Origin of the sequence: Streptomyces sp. NPDC059037 (genome assembly GCF_042740015.1) — a bacterium.
Taxonomy (GTDB): Bacteria; Actinomycetota; Actinomycetes; order Streptomycetales; family Streptomycetaceae; genus Streptomyces.
Genome location: NZ_JBHYIG010000080.1, coordinates 1 through 20,342, shown reverse-complemented (window position 1 = coordinate 20,342; position 20,342 = coordinate 1). Strand labels below are relative to the sequence as shown.

Sequence of the window (20,342 nt, the reverse complement as noted above, 5' to 3'; positions counted from 1 at the left end):
CCCCCGACGACCACCGCGCCCCGCCCCCGGAAAGATCCGGGAACGGGGCGCGGCAGAGGGAACGAGCCGGGGGAGATCAGGCGGCTGCGGGAACCGCCTGCGGCTCGTCGGCCCCGTCGAACGCGTCGAGCGGCGATGCCGACGCGTTCTCGTAGGCCTCACGGTCGAGGATCTTCTCGCGGGCCGCGACGATCACCGGCACCAGCGCCTGACCTGCCACGTTCGTGGCAGTTCGCATCATGTCCAGCACCGGGTCGATGGCGAGCAGCAGGCCCACGCCCTCCATCGGGAGGCCCAGCGTCGACAGGGTCAGGGTCAGCATGACCGTGGCGCCCGTCAGACCGGCGGTGGCGGCGGAGCCGACGACCGACACGAAGGCGATGAGCAGGTACTCCTTGATGCCCATCTGCACGTCGAAGATCTGCGCGACGAAGATCGCGGCGATCGCCGGGTAGATCGCGGCGCAGCCGTCCATCTTGGTGGTCGCGCCGAAGGGCACGGCGAAGGACGTGTACTCCTTCGGGACGCCGAGGCGCTCGGTGACCTTCTGGGTGACCGGCATGGTGCCGACCGAGGAGCGGGAGACGAAGGCCAGCTGGATCGCGGGCCAGGCGCCCTTGAAGAACTGCATTGGGTTGACCTTGGCGACGAACGCGAGCAGCAGCGGGTAGACGCCGAACATCACCAGGGCGCAGCCGATGTAGATGTCGGCGGTGAACGTCGCGTACTTGGAGATCAGGTCCCAGCCGTAGTCGGCGATGGCGAAGCCGATGAGGCCGATGGTGCCGATCGGGGAGAGCTTGATGACCCACCACAGGGCCTTCTGGAGGAGAGCCAGGACCGACTCGCTCAGGTCCAGGATCGGCTGGGCCTTGTCACCGATCTTCAGTACGGCGATACCGGCGACGGCGGCCATGAAGACGATCTGCAGGACGTTCAGGTCGGTGAAGGGCGTGACGACGTCCGTCGGGATGATCCCGGTCAGGAAGTCGATCCAGGAGCCCGCTTCGTCCGGCTTGGCGCCGTCCTTCGGGGTGAGGCCGGTGCCGGCGCCGGGGTTCGTGATGAGGCCGATCGCGAGGCCGATGACGACCGCGATCAGCGAGGTGATCATGAACCAGACCAGCGTCTGCGAGGCGAGCCGGGCCGCGTTGTTGACCTTACGCAGGTTGGTGATCGACACCAGGATGGCGAAGAAGACGAGCGGGGCGACCGCCAGCTTCAGCAGCCCGATGAAGGTGCCGCCCACCTTGTCCAGGGTGGTGACCAGCCAGGAGACGTCCTGGCTGCGGGCGAGCCAGCCGAGCAGGACGCCGATGACCAGACCGCCGAGGATCTGGGCCCAGAAGGGCACCTTGAGGAACTTGGGTATCCGGAAGCCGGGCTTCGACTTCTCTTCCGGCTGATCGCCGGCGGCTACGGGGGAGTTCGCGGACACGGACACACTCCGGGTAATGGCAGGGGACGTGAGGGAGCGGCGACCGCGAGGGGTCAGACGGAACGGCCGTTACGGCGCCGCTGCAGTGCAGATGTCACTTGATGCTTGTCGCTCGCGCTGTTCAACGACAGCAACGACAGGCCGCGGACATGCAGCGGCAGAGATCGACATGCAGGCGCGCCACGAGCGGAACGCTCATGGGGACGTGGGGCGCGGCTGCTGTCTTCATGTCGAACACGTTAACACTTGAACTTTGGGAACATCAAAGGTCTTGTTTGAGGTAGAGGCGGCCAATCAGAGGCCGAACGGCTCCCAAAACGCACAAAACCCCGGTACTGGAGCGGATCGCTCCGGTACCGGGGCCGAGATCTGTGTGACGAACCTTACGGGGCCTTTATGGGGTCCCTGGCCGCTACGACTGCGCGCGGGCCGCGTCGTCGGCGAGGTCCTCCTGCGTGCGGTTCGCCTCAAGGCTGGCCTTGGTCCGCTCCACGCGCTCGACGACCTGGACCGAGGCCCGGTCACGCTCCTTGCGCAGCGCCACGAAGCTGATGGGCGCGGAGACGACTAGGGCGAGCAGCAGCACCCAGAGGAGGTTGGAGTCCCCGAGACCCCTCGGCAGGATCCCGGCATAGACAAGTCCCCAGATCGCGAAAAAGCAGCCCACGAAGATTCCGAGGCGCATCAGCGTGTAGCGGAGCATGTCAATCCACTCTTCCGTTCCGAAATGGGCCCGAGTAGGACGAGCCCCTCCAGTGAAGCACGGGAGGGCCCGCGTCCAGCAGGGGGGTGAACCCTCAGCCGAGCGGGAGCAGCATCGTGATGTCGTCGCGGTCGTCGCCGGGGCCGACCCGGATGGCGCCGGGCACCCGCCCGACCTCCTTGTATCCGCAGGACTCGTAGAAGCGGTCGACGCCGGTGCCGCCCCGGCAGGTCAGCCGGATCGCGTCGATGCCGTCGATCCCCCGGGCGGCGTCGGCCGCGGCGGCCATCAGGTCCCGGCCGTAGCCCTTGCCCTGGTGCTTGGGGTGCACCATCACGACGTACAGCCAGATCCAGTGCTTCATCAGGCGGTGCGTGTTGTAGGCGAGGAACGCGGTCGCGGCGACGGCGCCGTCCTCGTCGTACCCGACGAGCAGCCGGGTCTCCCCCTGGCTCAGCTGGGCCAGCCGCTTGAGCCACTCGGGGCGTATGTCCTCGACCGTCACGGGCGGTACGAAACCGACCGCGCCGCCGGCGTTGGACACATCGGCCCAGAGCGCGAGCACGCCGTCGCGGAGGGTGGGGTCGATCTCCGGGTCCAGACGGAAGGTAAGAGTCATGAGTGGAGAGTAACCATTACAAACTCTCCGCCTCAAGCGCATTTCGCATCCCGGACAGACCTCGGACAGACCTCGGACAGACCTCCGGCAGACCTCTGCCAGACGCAGCGAGCCCCGGCCTTGTGAGGCCGGGGCTCGCACGCGGTTCGAGAATGGACGGGTCAGACCCGCATCGCCTGCGGGGTCTCCCGGAGCGACAGGTCGGGACCCTCGTACTCACGGATCGCCTCGTACCGCGTGTTGCGCTCCACGGGGCGGAAGCCGGCCTCGCGGATGAGGTCGAGGAGGTCCTCGCGCGTCAGCTTGTTCGGCGTGCCGAAGTCGTCCGCGTCGTGCGTGATCTTGTACTCGACGACCGAGCCGTCCATGTCGTCCGCGCCGTGCTGCAGCGCGAGCTGCGTCGTCTGCAGGCCGTGCATGACCCAGAAGACCTTGACGTGCGGGACGTTGTCGAAGAGCAGCCGCGAGACCGCGAAGGTCTTCAGGGCCTCCGCGCCGGACGCCATGGTCGTACGCGCCTGGAGCTTGTTGCGGACCTTGCCGTCCTTCATGTCCACGAAGTCATGCTGGTAGCGCAGCGGGATGAAGACCTGGAAGCCGTTCGTCTCGTCCTGCAGCTCACGCAGCCGAAGGACGTGGTCGACGCGGTGCCGGGGCTCCTCGATGTGGCCGTACAGCATCGTGCACGGGGTCTTCAGACCCTTCTCGTGCGCGAGGCGGTGGATGCGCGACCAGTCCTCCCAGTGGGTGCGGTGGTCGACGATGTGCTGACGCACTTCCCAGTCGAAGATCTCCGCGCCGCCGCCGGTGAGGGACTCGAGGCCCGCCTCGATCAGCTCGTCGAGGATGTCGGAGGCCGACATCCCGGAGATCGTCTCGAAGTGGTGGATCTCCGTGGCCGTGAACGCCTTCAGGGAGACGCTGGGGAGCGCCTTCTTGAGCTCGCTCAGCGAACGCGGGTAGTACCGCCACGGCAGATTCGGGTGCAGGCCGTTGACGATGTGCAGCTCGGTGAGGTTCTCGCCCTCCATCGCCTTGGCGAGGCGGACGGCCTCCTCGATGCGCATCGTGTACGCGTCCTTCTCGCCCGGCTTGCGCTGGAACGAGCAGTAGGCACAGGACGCGGTGCACACGTTCGTCATGTTGAGGTGACGATTGACGTTGAAGTGCACCACGTCGCCGTTCTTGCGGGTGCGCACCTCGTGGGCGAGACCGCCGAGCCAGGCCAGATCGTCCGACGCGTAGAGCGCGATGCCGTCCTCGCGGGACAGCCGCTCGCCGGCCCGAACCTTCTGCTCCAGCTCGCGCTTCAGCCCCGCGTCCATACCCGGCCGCCTCTCCAATGTCTACGTAAATCAGGCCTCGCCCACGGTACGCCTACACCTCTTCAGGCAGTTCCCCGACCCGGTTCTCCCACTTGGTGGAGAGCACGATCGTCGTACGCGTCCTGGAGACGCCCTTCGTGCCGCTCAGCCTGCGGATCGTCTTCTCCAGGCCGTCCACGTCACTGGCGCGGACCTTGAGCATGTACGAGTCGTCGCCCGCGATGAACCAGCAGTCCTCGATCTCGTGCAGGTCCTTCAGACGGCGCGCCACGTCCTCGTGGTCGGCGGCGTCCGAGAGCGAGATGCCGATGAGGGCGATGACCCCGAGGCCCAGCGATGCCGAGTCGACGGTCGCGCGGTAACCGGTGATGACACCGGCCGCCTCCAGGCGGTTGATCCGGTCCGTGACGCTCGGGCCGGAGAGACCGACGAGGCGGCCGAGTTCGGCGTACGAGGCCCTGCCGTTCTCCCGCAGGGCCTGGATGAGCTGCCTGTCCACGGCGTCCATAGGTGCGATGCCTTTCATTATTCAGCGATACCGCGAGTCTATGTGTAGAATCTAAGGCGCAACAGGGTCAACACCCTGTGAATCTTTCTCAATCTCAGCAGATCAACGACGATCCTTCAGGAGTGAGTCACCCGTGTACTCGATCGAGATGGCCTACGCCCGAATGCGCGAGCTTCAGGACATGGCCAACCGCTCGCGTGCCCATCAGCCCACCAGCGCGCTCAAGGCCGCCGCCCGCAAGAAGCGCGGCAGCAAGAAGCGCTAAGCCCCCTGGGAGCCGGAGCCGAGCTCTCCCTCCCAACGGCGGTACAAGCTGTGCGGCACACCCGCCGCGTCCAGCACCCGCCCGGCGACGAAGTCCACCAGATCCTGGATGTGTGTCGCCCCCGCGTAGAACGCCGGAGAGGCGGGCAGCACGACCGCGCCCGCCTCGTCCAGGCTCACCAAGTGCTTCAGTGTCGGCCCGTTCAGCGGCGTCTCGCGTACGCAGACGACCAGTTGCCGGCCTTCCTTGAGCGTCACGCTCGCCGACCGCTGCAGCAGGTCCTTCGAGAGACCGAGCGCCACCCCCGCCACGCAGGCCGTGGACGCGGGCACGATCAGCATTCCCTTGGTCGCGTACGACCCCGACGAGGGGCCCGCCGCGAGATCACCGGGCGCCCAGTACCGGACGTCGTCCACCGGCACGTCGAACGTCTCCGGCTTCCCGTCGGCGCCACGGCCGAGCCACGCATGCAGATCGTCGCGCCAGTGCGCGTCCCGGAAGGCGATGCCCGTCTCGTCGAGCAGCGTCAGGCGCGAGGCCCGCGAGACGACGAGGTCCACGCTCTCCCCGGCCGCGAGCAGCGCGCGCAGCACGGCTGCGGCATACGGGGTCCCCGAGGCGCCGGACACCCCCACGATCCAAGGCTTACGCTGCGTATCTCCTGGGTTCACACTGTGAGCCTAGACGGTGAGACCCCGCACCAGCAGATCGAGCAGCGCGCAGACGAACAGCGCGATGCCGATGAAGCCGTTGACCTGGAAGAAGGCGCGGTTGAGCCGGGACAGATCGTGGGGCTTCACGATGGAGTGCTCGTAGACGAACGCGCCGGCGACGACCGCGATGCCGAGCCAGAAGAACGTTCCCGCGTCGGTCGAAGCGGCGTACCAGACGAAGAGTGCCGTGGTCACCAGATGGCAGCCGCGCGCACCCCAGATGGCCGCCGGGATGCCGAAGCGCGCGGGCACCGAGAGCACGCCGACCTCGCGGTCCGTCTCCACGTCCTGGCAGGCGTAGATCAGGTCGAAGCCGCCGATCCAGACGCCGACGGCGAGCCCGAGGATCACCGCCTGCCCCGACCACTCCCCCGTGACCGCGATCCAGGCGCCGACCGGGCCCATCGCCTGGGCGATGCCGAGGATCGCCTGCGGGAAGTTCGTGAACCGCTTGCCGTACGGATAGACCACCATCGGGATCACCGCGATCGGCGCGAGCGCCAGGCACAGCGGGTTGAGCAGCGCGGCAGAGCCGAGGAACACCACGAGCGCGATGAGCGCGCCCGTCCACGCGGACTTCACCGACACGGCGCCCGTGACGAGTTCGCGGTGCGCGGTGCGCGGGTTGCGGGCGTCGATCTCGCGGTCGATGATCCGGTTCGCCGCCATGGCGAAGGTCCGCAGGCCGACCATGCAGATGGTGACCAGGAGCAGCCGCCCCCAGTGGATGTTCTCGTCCCACTGGTACATGGCGGTCAGGGACGCGATGTACGCGAAGGGCAGCGCGAAGACCGAGTGCTCGATCATCACGAGCCGCAGGAAGGCCTTGACCTTGCCGGGCGGCGCGGGCTCCGGGCCGAAGAGATCCGGGGTTGCTGAATCAGCACTCATCTAGAGCCCGTACTCCTTCCAGCGGCGGTCGACCTTCGACGCCGTCTCCGGGTCGGACTCGACCATGTTCGGCCAGCCCCCGTCCCGTACGTATCCCTCTTCGGGCAGCTTCTTCGTCGCGTCGATGCCCGCCTTGCCGCCCCAGAACTGCTGGTAGGAGGCGTGGTCGAGATGGTCGACGGGACCTTCGGCCACCGTCAGGTCGCGTGCGTAGTCGGTGTTGCCGAGCGCGCGCCAGGACACTTCGTGCAGGTCGTGGACGTCGCAGTCCTTGTCCACGACCACGATCAGCTTGGTCAGCGACATCATGTGGGCGCCCCAGATGGCGTGCATGACCTTCTGCGCGTGCTTCGGGTACTTCTTGTCGATCGAGACGATCGCGCAGTTGTGGAAGCCGCCGGACTCGGGCAGGTGGTAGTCCACGATGTCGGGGACGATCACCTTGAGGAGCGGCAGGAAGAAGCGTTCGGTGGCGCGGCCGAGGGGCCCGTCCTCCGTCGGCGGGCGGCCGACGACGATCGACTGGAGCAGCGGACGCTTCCGCATCGTCACGCAGTCGATCTTCAGCGCGGGGAAGTCCTCCTGCGGCGTGTAGAACCCGGTGTGGTCGCCGAAGGGGCCCTCCGGGAGCATCTCGCCGGGCTCGAGCCAGCCCTCGATGACGACCTCGGCGTTCGCCGGGACCTGGAGCGGGACCGTCTTGCAGTCGACCATCTCGACGCGCTTGCCCTGGATGAACCCGGCCAGCATGTACTCGTCCATGTCGCCGGGCAGCGGCGCCGTCGACGCGTACGTGACGGCCGGCGGGCAGCCGAAGGCGATCGCGACCGGCAGCTTCTCGCCCCTGCGGGCGGCCACCTGGTAGTGGTTGCGGCTGTCCTTGTGGATCTGCCAGTGCATGCCGATGGTGCGCTTGTCGTGGCGCTGCAGGCGGTACAGACCGAGGTTGCGTACGCCGGTGTCCGGGTCCTTGGTGTGGGTCAGGCCCAGGTTGAAGAAGGAGCCGCCGTCCTCCGGCCAGGTGAAGAGCGCGGGCAGCTTCTCCAGGTCGACGTCGTCGCCGGTGAGGACCACTTCCTGTACGGGAGCGTCCTTCACCTTCCTCGGCGGTACGTGCGTCATGGCGCCGAGCTTGCCGAACGCCTCCCGGATGCCGACGAAACCGTGCGGCAGCTCCGGCTTGAGGAGGCCGCCGATCTTGTCGCTGATCTCGCTGTACGACTTCAGGCCGAGCGCCTTCAGGAGGCGGCGGTCCGTCCCGTACACGTTCATGGCCAGGGGCATCGCCGAGCCCTTGACGTTCTCGAAGAGAAGCGCGGGGCCGCCGGACTTCTGCACCCGGTCGACGATCTCGCCGACCTCCAGATACGGGTCGACCTCGGCCTTGATGCGCTTGAGATCGCCCTCGCGCTCCAGAGCCCGGAGCAGGGAGCGAAGATCGTCATAAGCCATGCGTTCCAGTATCGGTCACCGGCTACCCTGGCCCCGTCACCGGGGCCCTGACACCGCCCTACCTCCGTCGCTTGGGGAATCGCGCAACCATGCTCAGGTATCTGCCGTTCCTGCTGGTCCTCGCGGTGTGGATCTACGCCTTCATCGATGTCCTGAACACTCCGGAGAAGGAGGTCAGGCATCTGCCGAAGGTGGTGTGGGTCATCATCGTGCTGCTCTTCGGCGAGGTGCTGCTCGGGCCGATCGCCTGGTTCGTCACCGGCAAGGTCCGCCACGCTCCGGGCGCCGGCGCTTCGGCGCGCGGCGGGCGCGGCGGGCGCGGCGGGCAGTGGGTGGCGCCGGACGACAACCCCGAGTTCCTCAAGTCCCTGCGGGACGAGGACCCCGACGAGAAGAAGAAGGACAGGGGCAGCGAGGGCTGATGGAACTGCGGCTGCTGATCACCTTCGAGAAGGTCGCGACCGTACTGAGCTTCACGCAGGCCGCCGCCGAGCTGAAGTACGCCCAGTCCAGCGTCACCAGCCAGATCCGCTCCCTGGAGTCCTCGCTCGGCAGCGAGCTCTTCGACCGGCTCGGCAGCCGGATCCGCCTCACGGCCGCGGGCGAGCGGCTGCTGCCGTACGCGCGGCAGATCATCGAGCTCGCGGACGAGGCGCGGTCGGCGGTCGTCGACGCCGGGGAGCCGAGCGGCGCGATCGCGGTCGGCACGATGGAGTCCCTGACCTCCTACCGCCTGCCGCCGCTCCTTGAGCTCTTCCACCACCGCTATCCGAAGGTGCAGCTCTCGCTGCGGCCCACCCTCGGCGACGAGACGCGCCAAGCGCTGCGCCAGGGCACGTACGACGTGGGATTCCTGATGGAGCGGGAGACCGCGCACCAGGGCCTGGAGACCGAGGTGCTGGCCGAGGAGCCGCTGGTGCTCGTCTGCTCGCCGACGCATCCGCTGGCCGCGCACGGGGCCGGTTCGGACGGGGCCGGTTCGCTCGCCACGGGTGACCTGGCGGCGGTCCAGCTGGTCGGCACGGAGCCCGGCTGTCCGTACCGCGACCTCTTCGAGGACGAGCTGCGCGAGCGCAACGGCGCGCCGCCGCCCTTCATGGAGTTCGGCACAATCGAGGCCACCAAGCGGGGGGTCGCCGGTGGCCTCGGGGTGGCGCTGCTGCCGCGGATGGCGGTGCGGGACGAGCTGGCTTCGGGGGTGCTCGTCGCGCTGCCGTGGGAGCCGCCGTTCGTGCTGCACACGCAGTTGGCGTGGCGGTCGGGGAAGCGGCTCCCGGCCCATGTGCGGCTCTTCATCGAGCAGACGGTGCGGCTGGTGCGGGAGCAGGCCGCGGAGCCGGTGAACTGACCACGGTCTTCGATGACTTGGCGCGGTTGATCTGCAGGCTTGCGAGCACGATCAGCGGTACGCCGAGCGCCTGGACCAGGCCGATGTGGTGCCCGTAGACGGCCCAGTCGGCGACCATCGCGACCGCCGGGTAGGTGAAGGCGAGCACCGCGATCTTGGCGGTGGGGAGCTTGGCGTACGCCGCGTACATCAGGACGTACATCAGACCGGTGTGGATGACGCCGAGCCCGACGAGCCAGCCCCAGCCCGCGCCCGTGCCGCTCATCGCGCCGAAGTCGGCGAAGGGCAGCAACAGCGGGATGCCGACGAGGACTTGGACGAGGGCGATGAGGTGCGGGCGCACCCCGGTGACGCGCTTGGTGACGAGCGTGGAGAGGCCGTAGAGGAGGGCGGCGAGGAGCGCGAAGCCGATGCCGGCGAGCGAGCCGAGGTCGCCGGGCCGTACCCCGGAGACGAGCACGAGGCCCGCGAACGCGGCGCCCAGCCAGCCCAGTTGATGCTTCGTCAGCCGCTCGCGGAAGATGACGGCGCTCATCAGGACCAGCAGGAACGGCTGCGTGTGGTAGACGACCGTGGCCAGGGAGATCGAGGTGGCCTCGTACGCCTTGAAGAGGAACACCCAGTTGAAGACGATGAACGCCCCGCCGAGCGCGGCGAGTCCGAGCTTCTTCGGGGTGAGGCCGTGGTTCTTGAAGTAGCCGCGGGCGAACGCGTACGCCCCCAGAGCGAGGGCGCCGAAGAGCACGCGGAAGAAGACGACGTTGAAGGCCGACGCGCCGGACTCGACGACGAAGATCCCGAGGGTGCCGGAGAGCACCATCGCGGCGGTGAGCTGGGCCGTGCCCTTGTTCTCTGAGGTCATGGAGGTCATGCCCATGAAGCTACGAGCGGGCGTATGCCCTGGTCCACGAGCCAGTGGGGCGTCCTGCCGATGGGGCCATCGGCGGGGACGATGGGTCCCGACGAAGGTGTGTACCGAAAGGCGTGTACCGAAAGGTGTGTACCGAAAGGTGTGTCCATGGATCAGGCACAGGCCCGCGCATGGCTCGCGACCGCCGTCGACGAGGCCAGGCAGGGGCTCGCGGAGGGCGGCATCCCGATCGGCGCCGCGCTCTACGGCGCCGACGGCACGCTGCTCGGGCGCGGGCACAACCGGCGCGTACAGGACGGCGATCCGTCCCTGCACGCGGAGACGGCGGCGTTCCGGAACGCGGGGCGGCGGCGCACCTATCGCGGCACGACGATGGTGACGACCCTCTCGCCCTGCTGGTACTGCAGCGGTCTGGTGCGGCAGTTCGGGATCTCACGGGTCGTGGTGGGCGAGGCGCGGACGTTCCACGGCGGGCACGACTGGCTGGCCGAGCACGGCGTGGAGATCGTCGTGCTCGACGATGCGCGGTGCGCGGCGATGATGAGGGAGTTCATCGCGGCGCGTCCGGAGTTGTGGAACGAGGACATCGGGGAGTAGCGGCCGAGCACGCAGCGCAGCCGACGATTACCCGCGGGTAACTTGACGTACAGTGCTGCACTCAGCCCAGGCAACGAAAGGACCCGTCCTCATGGCCGCCCCACGCCGCCTTCGCGCCGTACTGCTCCCGCTGGCCCTGGCCGTCTCCGCGGTCACCCTCGCCACGCCGAGCAGCGCCGCGCCGAGCACCGCCGAGCAGCGCCCCACCTGGGCCATCGCCCACCGGGTGCTGACCACGGGCGGAGTGACCACGGCGCTGGGGAACGGGGCCAACGCGCTGGAGATCGACGCCACGGCCTGGCGCGACGGCTGGTGGGCGGACCACGACTCCACCCTCACCAGCTACGGCGACACCATGTCGGACATGTTCGACCAGGTGGCGAAGGAGCACGACGGCGGGCGCCAAGTCTCCTTCGTCTGGCTGGACATGAAGAACCCCGACTGGTGCGACAGCGCCGACCCCGAGTGGCGCCACTGCTCCGTGGCCGCCCTGCGGGACATGGCGCGCGAGAAGCTGGAGAGCAGGGGCATCCGGGTGCTCTACGGCTTCTACGGCACGGAGGGCGGCAGCGGCTGGAAGAACGCACTCGGCGCCCTGAACTCCAAGGAAGCCGTCAGCTACAGCGGCGCCTACGCCGACGTCCGGGACGGCTTCGCCGAGCACGGCCCGAACGTCCCCGGCAACCAGCGCGTGATGGACAACGGCCTGTTCAACATGGCGCTGAAGTTCGGCAGCATCCGGCAGGAGCTGGAGGCCGCCAGGAAGCCCCGGGACGCCGGAGAGCTCGCGCAGACCGTCGGCTGGACGGTGGGCAAGGGCGACGGGGAGCGCGCCGCCACACTGCTCGACGCGTCCGACGGAAGCGCCGCCGTGGACAGCCTGATCTACGGCAACCGGATGTCGTGCTACCCCGACGGCGTCAGCGGCGTGAAGGGCTGCGGCACCGACGACAGCGGGGTGCGGGAGTCGCTCTCGTACATCACGGACTACGTGAAGGCCCACCCGGACACCCGCCGCATGGCCACCCCGGCGGACATCCCCTTCGGCAGCTGACCTCCGGACGCACGCCACCGGAGGAGAGCGGTCACCATGACGGCCTCCTCCGGAGGAGAGCGGTCACCATGACGGCCTGCTCCGGAGGAGAGTGGTCACCATGACGACCTCCTCCGGAGAACCCACCAGGGACGAGCCCCGCATCCCCACCATCGACCTGCGGCCATGGCTCACGGGCGGCCCTGCGGACCGCGCCGCCGTCGCGCGGACCGTCGACCGCGCGCTGCGGACGGCCGGTTTCCTGCTGGTCACCGGCCACGGCGTGGACCCCGCCCTGCGCACCCGCATCCGCGCGGCGGCCCGCGCGTTCTTCACGCTGCCCGCGCCGGTCAAGGAGCGCTACGCCGCGAAGGTCGGCGGCCGCGGCTGGCTCGGCCCCGGCGCCGAGGCCAACGCCTATTCGGAGGGCACCGAGACGCCGCCCGACCTGAAGGAGTCCCTGACCTTCGCGACCGACCGCCCCTTCGACGACCCGGCGGTGAACGCCGAGTGGTACGAGCCGAACGTCTGGCCCGCGGAGGCCGCCGGGCTCAAGGCGCTGTGCGCGGACTACCTGGCCCGGATGGAGGAGCTGACCAACCGGCTCCTGGCCCTGCTCGGCGAGGCGCTCGGCGAGGAGCCCGACTTCTTCACCCGGCACATGAGCCACCCCACGTACGGCTTCAACATCAACTGGTATCCGGGCACGGACGTCGTCGGCACACCCCGGCCGGGCCAGTTCCGCATCGGCCCGCACACCGACTTCGGCACGGTCACGGTCCTGGACCGGCAGTCGGGCAAGGGCGGCCTCCAGGTCTTCACCGACGCGGGCGGCTGGGCGGACGCGCCGTACGACCCGGACGCCTTGACCGTCAACATCGGGGATCTGATGGCCCGTTGGACCGGCGACCGCTGGCGCTCGGGCCGCCACCGGGTGCTTCCGCCGCCGGCCGACGCACCGGCCGAGGAACTGATGTCCCTGGTCTACTTCGGCGAGTGCACGCCGGGCACGCTCGTGGAGTCGGTGCCCGCGCCGGTGGGGCGGGTCGCGTACGAGCCGGTGGACTCGCACACGTATCTGCGGGCGAAGCTGGACTCGATCACGGTGGCCTGACTCATCACTCGACGGCGCGGTACATCTCCCGCAGCTCGTGCCAGCGGTCCAGGCTCCATGTCGACCAGTCCTTCGGGTGTCCGTCGAGCGCGTCGACGAGGAACTCGAAGTGGTTGTGCCAGCCGGCCAGGCAGTCGAGGCGCAGCTCGTCGTCGCCGGTGAACTCATTGGTGAAGCGGACGGTCGTGCCGGTCTTCCCGTGGGCGAGCTCCAGATGGAAGCGGCAGCGTCCGTGCAGGTCGATCGTGTATTCGGCGACGTGTTCGATGTCCCAGGCGGTGATGTGCCCGGAGTGGCTCGCCGCCTCGCCCCCGTTGAGCCAGCGCAGCGTGACCGCGCCGCCGAGCCGGGGTTCAAGCACGTCGGCGGCGGCCAGCCACCCCGGAAGTCCCTCCGGGGTCGCGACCGCCGCCCAGACCTCCTCCACAGGGTGGGGAAGGTGGATCTCGTAGTGGAGGTGCTGGGTCGGACCCCCAGTACCGGTGGAGCCCTCCGTCCGGCTTGTGCCCTGCCCGATCGTCGCGTTCATGGCACAAGCCTGGCCCGGTACGTCCCGTTCCGCACCCCCTGCGACCGCTTACAGGACTACTGACCGGACCACTGACGGGACCGCTGACGGGACTGCTTACGGGCGCTGGCCCGCCTTGTCGACGACCGTCCGCTCCAGGACCGCGCTGCGGCCGGTGACATCGCCCTTCTTCGGGCCGGACGGCAGATCCTCGACGGCGACCTGGCGCTCGCCCAGGAACTCCTTGGTCTTCTTGTCGAAGATCAGCTCCTGGCGCTCCCCCTGGTCCTCACGGGCGATCGCGACGCCGTGCCGCCCCTCGGCATCCACCGAGTCCTCGATCAGCTCGACCCCGGGGATCTTCGACGCGGCCAGGTAGAGGGCCGCGGCCTGCTTCGGCGGCATCAGCGACTCGTACAGCAGATCGCCGACCAGGACGAACGTGGCCTGGTCCTCGCTGGAGCTGCCGTCGCTCTCCTTGTGCAGCCAGTCCAGCATGTTGACCGGGTCGGTCGGCAGTTTCTCCAGGTTGCGGTAGTTGGGGTCGGACGGCATGGGCGGCCCCTCCGCCTTCAGGACCTCGTTGTCGAAGCCACTGGCGGGCTCGTGCAGCAGCTCGTCGTGCTTGCCGTCCACCGAGAGCCAGAACTCCCGCGGGTGCACGGGATCGAGCTCGGCGGGCTTGCCCTCCTCCTGCGCCAGGTAGCCGACCTTGCTCTTGATGTACACGTACTGGTCGTCGCGGACGTCCTTGGGCGCGGGCTGCTTCTTCGCCACAGCGGCGATCTCCTCCAGCATCCGCACGGTCTCCTTGGAGGGCGGCCCCGCCTGCGCCGCCTGATCGCCGAACGGCGAGGCGACGAGCACGCCCGCCGCGATGGACGCGGCCACCGCTCCCGCGATCAGCGTGGGGCGGAACCACCTCTTGTCCGCCCTCCCGGTCTTGGAGTCCTTCGCGGTCTTCGTCTCGTTCTGCCGGATCTCGGTCAACAGATGCTCCCTGAGCAGATGATGACGGCCCGGCGGAAGGTCACGCTCGGGAAATTCACTCATCGGTTTCCCTCCCTGATGGGCCTGACCGCGGTGGTGCGGTCATCTCTCATCTGTCCGCGTCTGGAAGGCGGTTCCATATGTTTCGCGAGTTTTGTACGGGCCCTGGAGAGCCGGGAGCGCACGGTGCCGACGGGGATGCCGAGCGCGTCGGCGGCCGCGGCATAGCCGAGCCCCGACCAGACGCACAGGGCAAGGACCTCACGCTCGGGCCGGCGCAGGGCGTTCAGCGCCTTGCGTACGAGAGCCAGTTGCTCCTTGTCGTCGATGCGCTCGGCTACCTCGTCGGCGAAGTCGGCGACGGTCTCGTCACGCGGCAGGCGCGCGACGGCCGCGGCGTGCCGCCGGGTCGCGCGCCGGGCGTTGCGCGTCACGTTCGTCGCGACGCCAAGCAGCCACGGCCGCAGCGAACCGCCGTCCTCGTCGACCCTGCCGCGCAGCCGCCACGCCTCCAGGAAGGTCAGCGAGACGGCGTCCTCGGCGGCCGACCAGTCGCCGGTCAGGCGGTAGGCGTGGTTGTAGACGGAGCGCGCGTACGCGTCGAAGAGCTCGCCGAAGGCGTCCGCGTCGCCGTCCCTGATGCGGACGCGTAAGGCTCTGAGGCGTGCCTGATGTTCCCCCTGATTCATCTCCACACCCCTTGTCTGTCCGTACGGCGAAGGCCGGTTCCCGTGGCCTGGATCACATGGATCACAGGTCACGGGAACCGGCCTCGGAAGGGGTCAGACGCCCGCGTACGAGTGCTTGCCGGTGACGAAGATGTTCACGCCGTAGTAGTTGAACAGCCAGCAGCCGAAGGCGATCAGGGCCAGGTAGGCGGCCTTGCGGCCCTTCCAGCCGGCCGTCGCGCGGGCGTGCAGGTAGGTGGCGTAGGCGACCCAGGTGATGAAGGACCAGACCTCCTTGGGGTCCCAGCCCCAGTAGCGGCCCCACGCGTCGCCGGCCCAGATCGCGCCCGCGATGATCGTGAACGTCCACAGCGGGAAGACGGCGGCGTTCACGCGGTAGGAGAACTTGTCGAGGCTGGCCGCGGCGGGCAGGCGTTCCAGGACGGAGGTCGCGAAGCGGCCGGGCCGGCCGCCGCTCGCGAGCTTGTTCTCGTAGGAGTCGCGGAAGAGATACAGGATCGTCGAGACCGCGCCGACGTAGAACACCGCACCGCAGAAGATCGCGGTGGAGACGTGGATCCACAGCCAGTACGAGTGCAGGGCGGGAACCAACTGGTCGCTGGCGGTGTACAAGACAGTGACGGCGAGACCGAGATCGAGGAGGACCGTGGTGATCAGCGGAAGCCCGAGCCAGCTCACGTTCTTCTTCAGGGCGAGCAGTGCGAGGTACACACCGACGGCCATGGTGGAGAAGGTGATGTTGAACTCGTACATGTTGCCCCAGGGGGCCCGCTGCACCGACAGCGCGCGGGTGAGCACACCGCCGAACTCCACGAGGAAGGCGAGCACGGTGAGGGACACGGCGATACGGCCGTAGAGATCGCCCTTCTCGTCACCGGCAGCCGCACCGGGACCGTCCGGCACATCGCGTGATCCGCTCACGGACCGGGTGACAACCTTGGGAGCCACCTTCGGCCGCTCCAGGACGGCGGTGCCGCCCTTGGCCTTGACGGTGACCGCGGGCGCCTTGGCCGCGGTGTCGCCCTTGACGGTCAGCGCGGCGGCCGTGCGGCCGACCTTGCTGCGGCTGCCGAAGATCCACTCTGCCATGTGCGCGAAGAAGGCAAGGAGGTAGACGGCCATCGCGGAGTAGATCAGCACATTGCTGATGTTCGCGAGGTTCTCATTCGGTTCGGCGGCGAGGGTGGTGGCGAGATTCACTTCTCAGCCCCTTCGGCAGGAACAACATCGGGGGTGGGGTCGGAATGGTCCGGGTCGGCGGGGTCGGCCGGGTCAGGCGCGCTGGGCGCCTGCTCGTGAAGGTGTGCGGCGAGGTCGGCCAGTTCTTCGGGCAGCTTCGCGGACTCGCTGCGGCCGAGCCCGGCCATCTCGACGACGGTGACGCCGTCGGCGCCCGGCACGGCCCGCACCCACACGCGGCGGCGCTGGATGAACAGCGACATGGCGAGCCCGACGATGGCGGAGACCGCCCCGACGAGCGCCCACATGCTGCCGGGCTGCTGGGAGATCTGGAAGGTGGCCCAGCGCTTGATGTCCTTCTCGAAGGTGATCGAGCCGGCGCCGCCCGGAAGCTTCATCGTCTCGCCGGGCCTGATCCGCTGCTTGAGCAGCTCGCCCTTGGAGTCCTCGAACTTCGTCATCTTGCTGGTGTCCAGCTGGTACACGTTCTGCGGCAGACCCGAGTCCACGCCGAGGCTTCCGTGGTACGCGGACAGCGCGAGCACGGGATAGTCAAGGGCGGGGAACTGGGAGAACATGTTGCCCTGGCCGGAGCCCGCGAACGTCGGCACGAAGAAGGCGTTGAAGCCCAGCTGCTCCTTCTTGCCGTTCTTGTCGCGGTAGCCGTCGAGGACCTTGATGGCGCCGGTGGCGGTGCCGTTGGAGTCGATGGGCAGCAGCGGCACGGACGCCTTGTAGACGACCTTGCCCTTGCCGTCGCGGACGGTGACGGTCGGCGCGTAGCCCTGGCCGATGAGGTAGACCTTCGAGCCGTCGACCTCGAGCGGCTTGTTGACCTCGATGGCCTGCTTCTTCTCCGGGCCGTCGGCACCCTCGCTGTAGGTGACGTTCGCCCGGTAGGTGCGGGCCGTCCCCTTCTCGGGGCCCTTCCGCTCGAACGACGACTCGAAGCTGTCCAGCCTGAAGCTGAACGGCGCCAGCTCGTCGGTGTCGAAGAGGCTGCCGGACTTGAAGTTGTCGTACTGGGTGAGGGTGTTGGAGAACCCGTCGCCCTGGACGACGAGCTTGCCGCCCTCGGACTTGAACAGCGCGCCGACGGCGAAGGCCACCAGGAGCACGATCAGCGAGATGTGGAAGAAGAGGTTGCCGGCCTCGCGCAGATAGCCCTTCTCCGCGGCGACGGAAGCGCCGGCCGCGCCCTGACGGCTGGTGAGGTCCGCCCGGAAGCGGCGCCCCTTGAGGAGCGTCAGCGCCGCCTCGTGCACCTGCTCGGGCTCGGCATCGGTGCGCCAGGTGGTGTACGCGGGCAGCCGGTCGAGCCGCTTGGGGGCGCCCGGCGGGCGGCCGCGCAGCTGGCCGATGAACTGCCAGGTGCGGGGCACGATGCAGCCGATGAGGGAGACGAAGAGCAGGATGTAGATCGCCGAGAACCACACGGAGCTGTAGACGTCGAACAGCTGGAACTTCTCGTAGATCGGCGCGAGCGTGGTGTGGGCCTTCTTGAAGTCCGCGACCTTCAGCTCGTCGATGCTGGTCTGCGGGATCAGCGAGCCGGGGATCGCGCCGAGCGAGAGCAGCAGGAGCAGCAGCAGCGCGACCCGCATGGAGGTCAGCTGGCGCCACATCCAGCGCACCCAGCCGACGGCCTCGCGGCCCGACCAGACCAGCCAGCCTGCGGCACCTGGCGCCCGCTTCCCGCCGAAGGAGCCGGGCATCGCCCGGTCCACGGGGGCGGTGGACAGCTGGGCGCCCGCGGCTCCCAGATCCTGCGAGCCCTCGTCCGTGGCCTTGCCGTCGTCCGTGGCCTTGCCGTCGTCCGTGGCCGTGGTGTTCGTCTTGGTGTCGCTCATGGATCAGATCCCCACCGTGTAGCCCCTCGACCAGAGCTGCATCTGTTGCACAATGCCGTCCCACGCGCCGGTGAGAAGGAGCAGTCCGGTCGCGATCATCATGATGCCGCCGATGCGCATCACCCAGACGTAATGCTTCTTCACCCAGCTGAACGCGCCGAGCGCCTTGCGGAAGGCGATGGCGGCGAGGATGAACGGGACGCCGAGTCCCAGGCAGTACGCGACGCTCAGTATGGCCCCGCGGCCCGCGCTCGCCTGGTCCAGGGCCAGGGTGTTGACCGACGTGAGGGTCGGCCCGACGCAGGGCGCCCAGCCCACGGCGAACAGCGCGCCCAGGATCGGGGCGCCCGCGAGCCCGGCGGCGGGCTTCTTGTGGAAGCGGAACTCGCGCTGGGACAGCCAGGGCATGAGCCCCATGAAGAAGATGCCGAGGACGATCATCAGGGCGCCGAGCACCTTGGTGATGACGTCCTGGTAGTCCTGCAGATTCTGTCCCGCGTAGCCGAAGAGCGCGCCGGTGGAGACGAAGACGGCGGTGAAGCCGAGCACGAAAAGCCCGGCGCCTGCGGCCATCCGCCCCCGCTTGGCCTCCGCGAGATCGGTGCCGCCGACCCCGGTGACGTACGAGAGATAGCCCGGCACGAGCGGCAGTACGCACGGCGAGAAGAAGGAGACGAGACCGCCGAGGAGGGCGACGGGCAGCGCGAGCAGCAGCGCCCCGTTCATCACGGTCTGGTTGGGTTCGCCGACAGCGGCGGCAAGATGAGACATCACGAGGAGATCACTTCTCCGAGATCAGCGGGTCGATCATCTTGCGCAGCTTCTTCTCGTTCAGCGGCTGCTGCGAGCGCGCCGCGACCTTCCCGTCCCGGTCGATGACGATCGTGGAGGGAATGTAGTTCGGGTTGAGCGTGCCCTTGGGGAAGCGCAGCATCAGCTTGCCCATCGGGTCGTGCAGGCTCGGGTAGGGGACCTTGTAGTCCTTCTCGAAGGCGAGCGCGGGGCCCTTGTCGTTGTCGCGGGTGTTGATCCCGACGAACTGAACGCCCTCGTCCTCGGTGTCCTTGGCGACCTTCACGAAGTTCGGCGCCTCGGCCCGGCAGGGCGGGCACCAGGAACCCCAGACGTTGAGGACGACGACCTTGCCCTTGTAGTCGTCGAGGCTCAGCTTCTCGCCTTCGAGGGTCTCGCCCTCGATCTTCGGGCCGTCCTGGCGCTCCCCCTTGCCGAGGGTGGCGATGCCGTCGGAGCCGGCCACGAAGTTGGTGTTGCCCGAGCCTCCCGACGTACCGCCGGAGCCGCACGCCGACAGGGTCAGCGCGGCGACCGCGGCCCCAGCGCCCAGAAGGACGGCGCGGCTGCGGCTACGGCTGCGGTCGGTGCTGTGGGGGGCGCGGCAGGCGGCACTCATGTGAAAAGTTTCGCATGTCTGTTTCGGGGATCTTCCGCACCCCCCGCGGTAGCGGAAAGTCCCATTTCAGGCGGCCTTTCCCAGCCCCTTCCAGCCGCCGCCGGGACGCTGTCCGACGTCGAGGCCCTGGAGTTCGGCGAGCACCTTGGGGTCCTGGACGTCGAGCCAGTCGACGAACTGCCGGAAGGAGACGAGGCGTACGTCCTTCTTGCCGGCGATGTGCTTGAGGGCTTCCTCGACCGCATCCATGTAGATGCCGCCGTTCCACTCCTCGAAGTGGTTGCCGATGAAGAACGGCGCGCGGTTGGTCTCGTAGGCCCGCTTGAAGCCGGCTATATAGGCCTCGGTCGCCTGCTTGCGCCAGCCCGGGTAGTTGGCCGGCGGCGCCTTCGTGGAGTTCTGCGACTGGTTGGCGAGGATGTTGTAGTCCATCGAGAGGACCTCGAAGGAGTGCCCGGGGAACGGCACGGCCTGCAGCGGCAGATCCCAGATCCCCAGCTTCTTCTCGGGCCAGCGCTGACGGCCGCCGGGCGAGGACGCGTCATAGCGCCAGCCGAGCTTCTTCGCCGTCGGCAGCAGATTGTCCTGGCCGAGGAGGCAGGGCGTGCGGCCGCCGATGAGTTCCTTGTCGTAGTCGAAAGGCAGCGACGGCAGATCGGTCCAACCGGTATTCGTACGCCATTCCTTGACGAAGGACTTGGCCTGGTCGATCTCGTCCTGCCACTGCGCGGGCGTCCAATTGCCGACGGTGCCGGTGCCGGCGCAGAAGTGCCCGTTGAAGTGCGTGCCGATCTCATGGCCCTCGAGCCAGGCCTGGCGCACGTACTTGAGGGTCTCC

21 protein-coding genes and 1 pseudogene are annotated in these 20,342 nt (G+C 68.5%); 5 read left to right on the top strand and 17 right to left on the bottom strand.

Annotated features, from left to right (window positions below):
- Window positions 1–76: 76 nt before the first annotated feature.
- The 8 genes from ACFWY6_RS18605 to ACFWY6_RS18570 all read right to left on the bottom strand — a co-directional run bounded on the left by ACFWY6_RS18605 (window position 77) and on the right by ACFWY6_RS18570 (window position 7,914).
- Window positions 77–1,438: a dicarboxylate/amino acid:cation symporter gene (locus ACFWY6_RS18605; protein ID WP_384691320.1), complete on the bottom strand. Its 1,362-nt coding sequence runs from the start codon at window positions 1,436–1,438 to the stop codon at window positions 77–79.
- Window positions 1,439–1,850: 412 nt separating this feature from the next.
- Window positions 1,851–2,141 carry a DUF4229 domain-containing protein gene (locus ACFWY6_RS18600; RefSeq protein ID WP_360768092.1) on the bottom strand — a complete coding sequence of 97 codons (291 nt, stop codon included), beginning with the start codon at window positions 2,139–2,141 and terminating at the stop codon, window positions 1,851–1,853.
- A gap of 94 nt (window positions 2,142–2,235) precedes the next feature.
- Window positions 2,236–2,760 carry a GNAT family N-acetyltransferase gene (locus ACFWY6_RS18595; RefSeq protein WP_384691317.1) on the bottom strand — a complete coding sequence of 175 codons (525 nt, stop codon included), beginning with the start codon at window positions 2,758–2,760 and terminating at the stop codon, window positions 2,236–2,238.
- A gap of 161 nt (window positions 2,761–2,921) precedes the next feature.
- Window positions 2,922–4,085: an aminofutalosine synthase MqnE gene (gene mqnE / locus ACFWY6_RS18590; RefSeq protein ID WP_266863526.1), complete on the bottom strand. Its 1,164-nt coding sequence runs from the start codon at window positions 4,083–4,085 to the stop codon at window positions 2,922–2,924.
- 52 nt (window positions 4,086–4,137) lie between these two features.
- Window positions 4,138–4,593, bottom strand: coding sequence for an Lrp/AsnC family transcriptional regulator (locus ACFWY6_RS18585; RefSeq protein WP_190117749.1), 456 nt, complete (start codon window positions 4,591–4,593; stop codon window positions 4,138–4,140).
- A 261-nt stretch (window positions 4,594–4,854) separates the two neighbouring features.
- Window positions 4,855–5,529 (bottom strand): UbiX family flavin prenyltransferase, encoded by a 675-nt coding sequence (locus ACFWY6_RS18580; RefSeq protein WP_266863530.1) that lies wholly within the window; start codon window positions 5,527–5,529, stop codon window positions 4,855–4,857.
- 9 nt (window positions 5,530–5,538) lie between these two features.
- Complete coding sequence (gene mqnP, locus ACFWY6_RS18575) at window positions 5,539–6,462, bottom strand: menaquinone biosynthesis prenyltransferase MqnP (RefSeq protein ID WP_384691313.1); 924 nt, start codon at window positions 6,460–6,462, stop codon at window positions 5,539–5,541.
- Window positions 6,463–7,914, bottom strand: coding sequence for a menaquinone biosynthesis decarboxylase (locus ACFWY6_RS18570; protein ID WP_384691310.1), 1,452 nt, complete (start codon window positions 7,912–7,914; stop codon window positions 6,463–6,465).
- Between the two features lie 71 nt (window positions 7,915–7,985).
- Here ACFWY6_RS18570 and ACFWY6_RS18565 point away from each other — a divergent pair, with 71 nt between their 5' ends.
- Together ACFWY6_RS18565 and ACFWY6_RS18560 are read left to right on the top strand one after the other, a co-directional pair.
- Window positions 7,986–8,336: a PLD nuclease N-terminal domain-containing protein gene (locus ACFWY6_RS18565; protein WP_384691309.1), complete on the top strand. Its 351-nt coding sequence runs from the start codon at window positions 7,986–7,988 to the stop codon at window positions 8,334–8,336.
- On the top strand, window positions 8,336–9,262 hold the full coding sequence (locus ACFWY6_RS18560) for a LysR family transcriptional regulator (protein WP_384691306.1): 927 nt from the start codon (window positions 8,336–8,338) through the stop codon (window positions 9,260–9,262). The genes ACFWY6_RS18565 and ACFWY6_RS18560 overlap by 1 nt, the downstream gene beginning before the upstream one ends.
- Here the strand turns inward: ACFWY6_RS18560 and ACFWY6_RS18555 are convergent.
- A complete protein-coding gene (locus tag ACFWY6_RS18555; RefSeq protein ID WP_384691346.1) occupies window positions 9,207–10,124 on the bottom strand; it encodes a DMT family transporter in 918 nt (305 codons plus the stop codon). The two genes, ACFWY6_RS18560 and ACFWY6_RS18555, sit on opposite strands and share 56 nt — an antisense overlap.
- A gap of 156 nt (window positions 10,125–10,280) precedes the next feature.
- On the opposite strand from ACFWY6_RS18555, the gene ACFWY6_RS18550 reads away from it, so the two are divergent.
- From ACFWY6_RS18550 to ACFWY6_RS18540, 3 genes are all read left to right on the top strand, one after another.
- The gene (locus ACFWY6_RS18550) at window positions 10,281–10,730 is read left to right on the top strand and encodes a nucleoside deaminase (RefSeq protein WP_384691303.1); all 450 of its coding nucleotides are present in this window, start codon (window positions 10,281–10,283) and stop codon (window positions 10,728–10,730) included.
- Window positions 10,731–10,821: 91 nt separating this feature from the next.
- Window positions 10,822–11,784: a phospholipase gene (locus tag ACFWY6_RS18545; RefSeq protein ID WP_384691301.1), complete on the top strand. Its 963-nt coding sequence runs from the start codon at window positions 10,822–10,824 to the stop codon at window positions 11,782–11,784.
- A gap of 100 nt (window positions 11,785–11,884) precedes the next feature.
- Window positions 11,885–12,877, top strand: coding sequence for an isopenicillin N synthase family dioxygenase (locus tag ACFWY6_RS18540; RefSeq protein ID WP_384691298.1), 993 nt, complete (start codon window positions 11,885–11,887; stop codon window positions 12,875–12,877).
- Window positions 12,878–12,881: 4 nt separating this feature from the next.
- Here ACFWY6_RS18540 and ACFWY6_RS18535 read toward each other — a convergent pair whose 3' ends face one another.
- From ACFWY6_RS18535 to ACFWY6_RS18500, 8 genes and pseudogenes are all read right to left on the bottom strand, one after another.
- Entirely contained in the window at window positions 12,882–13,406 is a 525-nt protein-coding gene (locus ACFWY6_RS18535; protein ID WP_384691295.1) for an SRPBCC domain-containing protein, read from the bottom strand.
- Between the two features lie 96 nt (window positions 13,407–13,502).
- Complete coding sequence (locus ACFWY6_RS18530; protein ID WP_384691292.1) at window positions 13,503–14,438, bottom strand: CU044_5270 family protein; 936 nt, start codon at window positions 14,436–14,438, stop codon at window positions 13,503–13,505.
- Window positions 14,435–15,064: an RNA polymerase sigma factor gene (locus ACFWY6_RS18525; RefSeq protein WP_384691289.1), complete on the bottom strand. Its 630-nt coding sequence runs from the start codon at window positions 15,062–15,064 to the stop codon at window positions 14,435–14,437. Before ACFWY6_RS18525 ends, ACFWY6_RS18530 begins: the two co-directional genes overlap by 4 nt.
- Before the next feature lie 93 nt (window positions 15,065–15,157).
- Window positions 15,158–16,264: a c-type cytochrome biogenesis protein CcsB gene (gene ccsB / locus ACFWY6_RS18520; RefSeq protein WP_384691286.1), complete on the bottom strand. Its 1,107-nt coding sequence runs from the start codon at window positions 16,262–16,264 to the stop codon at window positions 15,158–15,160.
- Window positions 16,261–18,093, bottom strand: a complete 1,833-nt coding sequence (locus ACFWY6_RS18515; protein ID WP_384691283.1) for a cytochrome c biogenesis protein ResB — start codon at window positions 18,091–18,093, stop codon at window positions 16,261–16,263. Before ACFWY6_RS18515 ends, ccsB begins: the two co-directional genes overlap by 4 nt.
- Window positions 18,094–18,096: 3 nt before the next feature.
- Complete coding sequence (locus ACFWY6_RS18510) at window positions 18,097–18,864, bottom strand: cytochrome c biogenesis CcdA family protein (RefSeq protein WP_384691280.1); 768 nt, start codon at window positions 18,862–18,864, stop codon at window positions 18,097–18,099.
- Between the two features lie 10 nt (window positions 18,865–18,874).
- Entirely contained in the window at window positions 18,875–19,504 is a 630-nt protein-coding gene (locus ACFWY6_RS18505) for a TlpA family protein disulfide reductase (protein WP_384691277.1), read from the bottom strand.
- Between the two features lie 66 nt (window positions 19,505–19,570).
- A pseudogene (locus ACFWY6_RS18500) lies at window positions 19,571–20,342 on the bottom strand (hypothetical protein); the annotation flags it as partial.

Bases quoted from the DNA above. Each gene is read 5' to 3' on its own strand.
- ACFWY6_RS18600 (WP_360768092.1), bottom strand. From the start codon at position 2,141: ATGCTCCGCTACACGCTGATGCGCCTCGGAATCTTCGTGGGCTGCTTT.
- ACFWY6_RS18595 (WP_384691317.1), bottom strand. From the start codon at position 2,760: ATGACTCTTACCTTCCGTCTGGACCCGGAGATCGACCCCACCCTCCGC.
- mqnE (WP_266863526.1), bottom strand. From the start codon at position 4,085: ATGGACGCGGGGCTGAAGCGCGAGCTGGAGCAGAAGGTTCGGGCCGGC.
- ACFWY6_RS18585 (WP_190117749.1), bottom strand. From the start codon at position 4,593: ATGGACGCCGTGGACAGGCAGCTCATCCAGGCCCTGCGGGAGAACGGC.
- mqnP (WP_384691313.1), bottom strand. From the start codon at position 6,462: ATGAGTGCTGATTCAGCAACCCCGGATCTCTTCGGCCCGGAGCCCGCG.
- ACFWY6_RS18570 (WP_384691310.1), bottom strand. From the start codon at position 7,914: ATGGCTTATGACGATCTTCGCTCCCTGCTCCGGGCTCTGGAGCGCGAG.
- ACFWY6_RS18560 (WP_384691306.1), top strand. From the start codon at position 8,336: ATGGAACTGCGGCTGCTGATCACCTTCGAGAAGGTCGCGACCGTACTG.
- ACFWY6_RS18555 (WP_384691346.1), bottom strand. From the start codon at position 10,124: ATGACCTCAGAGAACAAGGGCACGGCCCAGCTCACCGCCGCGATGGTG.
- ACFWY6_RS18550 (WP_384691303.1), top strand. From the start codon at position 10,281: ATGGATCAGGCACAGGCCCGCGCATGGCTCGCGACCGCCGTCGACGAG.
- ACFWY6_RS18545 (WP_384691301.1), top strand. From the start codon at position 10,822: ATGGCCGCCCCACGCCGCCTTCGCGCCGTACTGCTCCCGCTGGCCCTG.
- ACFWY6_RS18540 (WP_384691298.1), top strand. From the start codon at position 11,885: ATGACGACCTCCTCCGGAGAACCCACCAGGGACGAGCCCCGCATCCCC.
- ACFWY6_RS18535 (WP_384691295.1), bottom strand. From the start codon at position 13,406: ATGAACGCGACGATCGGGCAGGGCACAAGCCGGACGGAGGGCTCCACC.
- ACFWY6_RS18530 (WP_384691292.1), bottom strand. From the start codon at position 14,438: ATGAGTGAATTTCCCGAGCGTGACCTTCCGCCGGGCCGTCATCATCTG.
- ACFWY6_RS18525 (WP_384691289.1), bottom strand. From the start codon at position 15,064: ATGAATCAGGGGGAACATCAGGCACGCCTCAGAGCCTTACGCGTCCGC.
- ACFWY6_RS18515 (WP_384691283.1), bottom strand. From the start codon at position 18,093: ATGAGCGACACCAAGACGAACACCACGGCCACGGACGACGGCAAGGCC.
- ACFWY6_RS18510 (WP_384691280.1), bottom strand. From the start codon at position 18,864: ATGTCTCATCTTGCCGCCGCTGTCGGCGAACCCAACCAGACCGTGATG.
- ACFWY6_RS18505 (WP_384691277.1), bottom strand. From the start codon at position 19,504: ATGAGTGCCGCCTGCCGCGCCCCCCACAGCACCGACCGCAGCCGTAGC.